The sequence below is a fragment of the Limnobacter sp. SAORIC-690 genome, assembly GCF_002954425.1.
In the GTDB taxonomy this organism is placed as follows: domain Bacteria; phylum Pseudomonadota; class Gammaproteobacteria; order Burkholderiales; family Burkholderiaceae_B; genus Limnobacter; species Limnobacter profundi.
Window position 1 is genome coordinate 2,605,549 of record NZ_MQVZ01000001.1, and the last position, 972, is coordinate 2,606,520.

At 64.3% G+C, this 972-nt stretch carries 2 protein-coding genes and 1 pseudogene; 2 read left to right on the top strand and 1 reads right to left on the bottom strand.

The features are described 5' to 3' along the window. A pseudogene (locus BSZ31_RS12420) lies at window positions 1–411 on the top strand (replication initiator protein A); the annotation flags it as partial. A gap of 162 nt (window positions 412–573) precedes the next feature. Here BSZ31_RS12420 and BSZ31_RS17615 read toward each other — a convergent pair. Next, window positions 574–702 carry a hypothetical protein gene (locus BSZ31_RS17615; protein WP_255411431.1) on the bottom strand — a complete coding sequence of 43 codons (129 nt, stop codon included), beginning with the start codon at window positions 700–702 and terminating at the stop codon, window positions 574–576. On the opposite strand from BSZ31_RS17615, the gene BSZ31_RS12430 reads away from it, so the two are divergent. Continuing rightward, on the top strand, window positions 701–972 hold a 272-nt coding region (locus BSZ31_RS12430; RefSeq protein WP_168426972.1), incomplete at its 3' end, for an AAA family ATPase. The two genes, BSZ31_RS17615 and BSZ31_RS12430, sit on opposite strands and share 2 nt — an antisense overlap.

Here is a 972-nt window from a genome sequence, read left to right on the forward strand (position 1 = left end):
CCTGCACCGCTTCTCGTGGATCAACGAATGGAAGGAGCTGGCCGATGCCCGCGGCACGCCGCTGGGCATCGAGCTGATCCTGCCGGATTGGTTCTATGCGGGCGTGCTCGACGCCGCCCTGGTGCTGACCATCGACCGGCCTATTTCAGGCTCACGGGCGGCATCGAACGCTGGCTGTACCGCCTGGTGCGCAAGCACGGCGGCAAGCAGGAATACGGCTGGCAGTTCGACTTCCGCTACCTGCATCAGAAATCCGGCAGCACCGCCAAGCCCTACGACTTCGCCTGCGACCTGCGCGCGCTCGTCGCGCGGCAATCGCTGCCCGGCTACGTCCTGGGCATCGAGCGGATGCCGGACGACGGAACGGAACTGCTGACCTTCCGGCCCGTGCCGCCCACGGCACGGGGATAACTCCGGGACAAGCTGTGAATGATGTCGTGCTATCAGGCGTGCGGGGTATCGTGCTATCAGGCGTGGCACTATCGTGCTATCAGGCGTGCCAATCGGCCGCAAACCCGCGCCAGCATTGGGTTTTCACGCCCTCTAACTACCTAACTTTTAAATCTCTAACTTTTAGTAGAGAAGCGCCGCTGCGGTGGACAACCGCCACGCGGCCACAAACGGCAGGCGATTCCAGCCAGCAAAAAGCAGGTTTTGCAGGCGAACCGCAGCCCGGCTTTCCAGCTTGGAGGGCCGCGCCATGATCGTTGCCTTGCTCAACCAGAAAGGCGGCGTCGGCAAGACCACGCTCGCCACGCACATCGCCGGCGAGTTGGCGATGCGCGGCCAGCACGTCATCCTGCTGGATGCCGACCCGCAGGGTTCATCGCTGGACTGGACGCAGCGCAGAAGCCAGCAGAGCTTGCCACGGCTGTTCAGCACCGTGGGCCTCGCCCGCGAAACGCTGCATCAGGAAGCACCGGAGCTGGCCCGCCGCGCCGATCACATCATCATCGACGGCCCGCCGCGTAT

Excerpts from the sequence above, each read along its gene's own strand:
- BSZ31_RS17615 (WP_255411431.1), bottom strand. The coding sequence starts at position 702 with ATGGCGCGGCCCTCCAAGCTGGAAAGCCGGGCTGCGGTTCGCCTGCAA.